Annotated in this window: 4 protein-coding genes and 1 pseudogene; 4 read left to right on the forward strand and 1 reads right to left on the reverse strand. The window is 64.5% G+C overall.

Annotation, left to right across the window (positions count from 1 at the left end):
- Positions 1–555, forward strand: a 555-nt coding sequence (locus tag ACXJKR_RS27615) for a hypothetical protein (RefSeq protein ID WP_457325546.1), incomplete at its 5' end; no start/stop codon positions are given.
- A gap of 185 nt (positions 556–740) precedes the next feature.
- Here ACXJKR_RS27615 and ACXJKR_RS27620 read toward each other — a convergent pair.
- Complete coding sequence (locus tag ACXJKR_RS27620) at positions 741–1,433, reverse strand: Bax inhibitor-1/YccA family protein (RefSeq protein WP_457325547.1); 693 nt, start codon at positions 1,431–1,433, stop codon at positions 741–743.
- A gap of 88 nt (positions 1,434–1,521) precedes the next feature.
- Between ACXJKR_RS27620 and ACXJKR_RS27625 the strand changes: the two genes are divergently transcribed.
- The 3 genes and pseudogenes from ACXJKR_RS27625 to ACXJKR_RS27635 form a co-directional block, all read left to right on the forward strand.
- Positions 1,522–1,923 (forward strand): GlcG/HbpS family heme-binding protein, encoded by a 402-nt coding sequence (locus tag ACXJKR_RS27625; protein ID WP_457325548.1) that lies wholly within the window; start codon positions 1,522–1,524, stop codon positions 1,921–1,923.
- A gap of 191 nt (positions 1,924–2,114) precedes the next feature.
- Entirely contained in the window at positions 2,115–3,275 is a 1,161-nt protein-coding gene (gene carA, locus ACXJKR_RS27630) for a glutamine-hydrolyzing carbamoyl-phosphate synthase small subunit (protein WP_457325549.1), read from the forward strand.
- A 10-nt stretch (positions 3,276–3,285) separates the two neighbouring features.
- A pseudogene (locus ACXJKR_RS27635) lies at positions 3,286–3,432 on the forward strand (leucine efflux protein LeuE); the annotation flags it as partial.

The raw sequence follows: 3,432 nt of genomic DNA on the forward strand, positions 1-3,432 counted from the left end.
GGCTGGGTCCGACCCATTCTGGGTGCCCTCGTGCCGGCGCCCGGCGCGCCGACACCCCAAGTGGCGCGCGGCGGTGACCCCGCGTTGGATCACCTGATCAATTCGGCCAAGGTCAGTGCCTGGTCGGTCTATGGCGAGGGCCAATCCACACAGCAGGTGGCTTGCGAGGCCTCGGGCAAGACCTGCCTGCGCGTCGACCTGCAGGGCAAGCGCGCCAACGTCTGGGACAACGGCGTGATCACACCCATCACCGGCGAGATCCGCAAGGGCGACAAGCTGCAGGTGCTCATGTGGATGCGGCTGGATACGGACGACGCCAAGGCCAAGGTCAGCGTGCCCATCTCGCTGCAACTGAATGCAGCGCCCTACACGGCCCTGCTGTCCAGTGTGGCCACGCTGACCAACAAGCTGGAGCCCGTGGTGCTGAACGGCACAGTCCAAGAAAACCAAGCTGCAGGCACGGTGATGCTGTCGGCGCACGTCGGGCAGGTGGGCCAGCCGATCATTGTGAGCGCACCCTTTGTGTTGAAGAACTTCAARCCGGGCGCCCAATAAAAAAGGAGCCGCGTCAGCAGGCTCCTTCATCAGGCGGCCGCCGTGGAACCGGCTTTGCCGGGCCACTGGCGGCTGCCAAGGCCTGAGGCCTTGTCCTTCGCCAGGCACAAACAGTCCTCAGGACTGTTTCTGTCCGGGCTCAGCCCCCTTGAGGGGGAGGCGCAAAGCGCCTCCGGGTGAGTCAATCAGTCGCGCTCGCCGCCGAAGATGCCGAGCAGCGACAGCAGGCTCTGGAACACGTTGTAGAGGTCCAGGTAGATGGCCAGCGTGGCGGAGATGTAGTTGGTCTCGCCGCCGTCAATGACGCGCTTGATGTCATACAGCAGGAAGGYCGAGAACACGCCCAGCATCAGCACCAGGATGGTCAGCATCAGCGCTGACGACTGCAGGAAGATGTTGGCGATGCCGGCGACCATCAGCACGATCGCGCCAACGACCAGGAATTTGCCCATGGACGACAGGTCGCGCTTGATGATGGTGGACAGGCTGGCCATCGCGAAGAAGATCGCTGCCGTGCCGCCGAAGGCCGTCATGATCAAGCTGGAACCGTTGCGGTAGCCCAGCACCTGGGCAATCAGCCGCGACAGCATCAGGCCCATGAAGAAGGTGAAGCCCAGCAGGGCTGCGACGCCCATGCTGCTGTTCTTGGTCTTTTCGACGACGAACATCAGGCCGAAGGCGCCGATGAAGAAGACCAGCGTGCTGATGCCGAAGCCCATCTTGGCCATGAAGCCGGTGGATACGCCGATCCAGGCGCCCAGCACCGTAGGCACCAGCGACAGGGCGAGCAGCCAATAGGTGTTGCGCAGTACGCGCTGCCGGTCAACAGCCAGGCCGTTGCCGGCATAGCCGTAAGAGGTTTGCAGACTGTCGTTCATGACGATGCTCCGGAGGCAAAAGGACCGAGGGAATTCTAGGCTCCCGCTGGGGCGCTACATTGGGGTCTATCCCCCGGAAAGCAAGACCATGAAACAGCAATCTCAACTCGAACTCGCAGACGTCAAGCGCATCGCCGCCGCAGCGGAGGCCCATGCAGTCAGCAAGGGCTGGGCGGTGTCCATCGCCATCGTCGACGCCGGCGGCCACCTGCTGTGGCTGCAGCGCCTGGATGGCGCCTCGCCCAGCTCGGCGATGTTTGCGCCGGCCAAGGCGCACACCTCGGCCTTGGGCCGGCGCGAATCCAAGATCTACGAGGACATGATCAACGGCGGGCGGCAGTCCTTCCTCAGCGTGCCCGGCATGCACGGCCTGCTGGAAGGCGGCGTGCCCATCCTCGTCGACGGCCAGTGCGTGGGCGCGGTGGGCGTCAGCGGTGTGAAGTCCAGCGAAGACGCCGAAATCGCCAAGGCGGGTATTTCGGCACTCTGAAGCGGCACTTTGAGGCGTCACGAAGCCGTCGCGAGGCGGTCACGAAGCCTCCGTACTAACCCCAGTCGGCTATACTCGATGGGTTTACCTGAACCCATCTGCTGCCCGGCGAAAACCTCCTCGGTTTCCTCAAATTGATCCGCTCTCGGGCGGGTTGATGCTGGGCACGCGCCCCACTTGCGGAGACTTTCGTGCTGGCTGACCTGCTCCATCCCCCTCAAGCAATCCTGGCTCTGGCGGATGGGACGGTGTTCCGAGGCCAGTCCATCGGCRCAACGGGCCAGACGGTCGGCGAAGTGGTGTTCAACACCGCGCTGTCCGGCTACCAGGAAATCCTCACCGACCCCAGCTACTGCAAGCAGATCGTCACGCTGACGTATCCGCACATCGGCAGCTATGGCGTCAGCGATGAAGACGTCGAGGCATCCAAGGTTTTCGCCTCCGGTCTGGTCATCAAGGACCTGCCGCTGCGCGCGTCCAACTTCCGCTCGGGCCGTACGCTTGATCAGTACCTGCGCGACGAAGGTACCGTCGCCATCGCTGGCCTGGACACCCGCCGCCTGACACGCGTGCTGCGCACCAACGGCGCACAGAACGGCTGCATCCTGGCGTTGGCTGCCGGCGAAGCGCTGACCCAAGTCCATATCGACACTGCAGTCGCCGCCGCCAAGGCCGCACCGTCGATGTCCGGCCTGGACCTGGCCAAGGTCGTCAGCCGCACCGAGAACGAAACCTGGACGCAGACCGAGTGGAAGCTCGGCAGCGGCTACGGCACGCAGACCGCACCGAAGTTTCACGTCGTCGCCTACGACTTCGGCGTCAAGAGCAACATCCTGCGCATGCTGGCCGAGCGTGGCTGCAAGGTCACCGTCGTGCCGGCGCAGACGCCCGCCAGCGCCGTGTTCGACCTGGAGCCGGACGGCGTCTTCCTATCCAACGGCCCTGGCGACCCGGAGCCTTGCGACTACGCGATCAAGGCCACGGCGCAACTGATCGAATCCGGCATCCCCGTCTTCGGCATCTGCCTGGGCCACCAGATCCTGGCGCTGGCCAGCGGTGCCAAGACCTTCAAGATGAAGTTCGGCCACCACGGCGCCAACCACCCGGTCAAGGACCTGGACAGCGGCCGCGTCGGCATCACCAGCCAGAACCACGGTTTCGCGGTCGACCCCGACACGCTGCCGGCCAATCTGCGCGCCACGCACGTGAGCCTGTTCGATGGCACGCTGCAGGGCATCGCCCGCATCGACAAGCCGGCCTTCAGCTTCCAGGGCCACCCTGAAGCCAGCCCCGGCCCGCACGACATCGCCTATCTGTTCGACCGTTTCATTGGCTTGATGAACAAAGCCTGAGGAGCCCCCCATGTTCGGCATCACCGACCTCGGCACCTTCCTCGCGGCGGCGATCTTCATCATCCTGCTGCCCGGGCCCAACTCGATCTACGTGCTGTCCGTTGCTGCTCAGCGCGGCGTGCGTACCGGCTATGGGGCGGCCTGCGGTGTGTTCGTT

It is taken from the genome of Roseateles sp. P5_E11, from assembly GCF_054049355.1.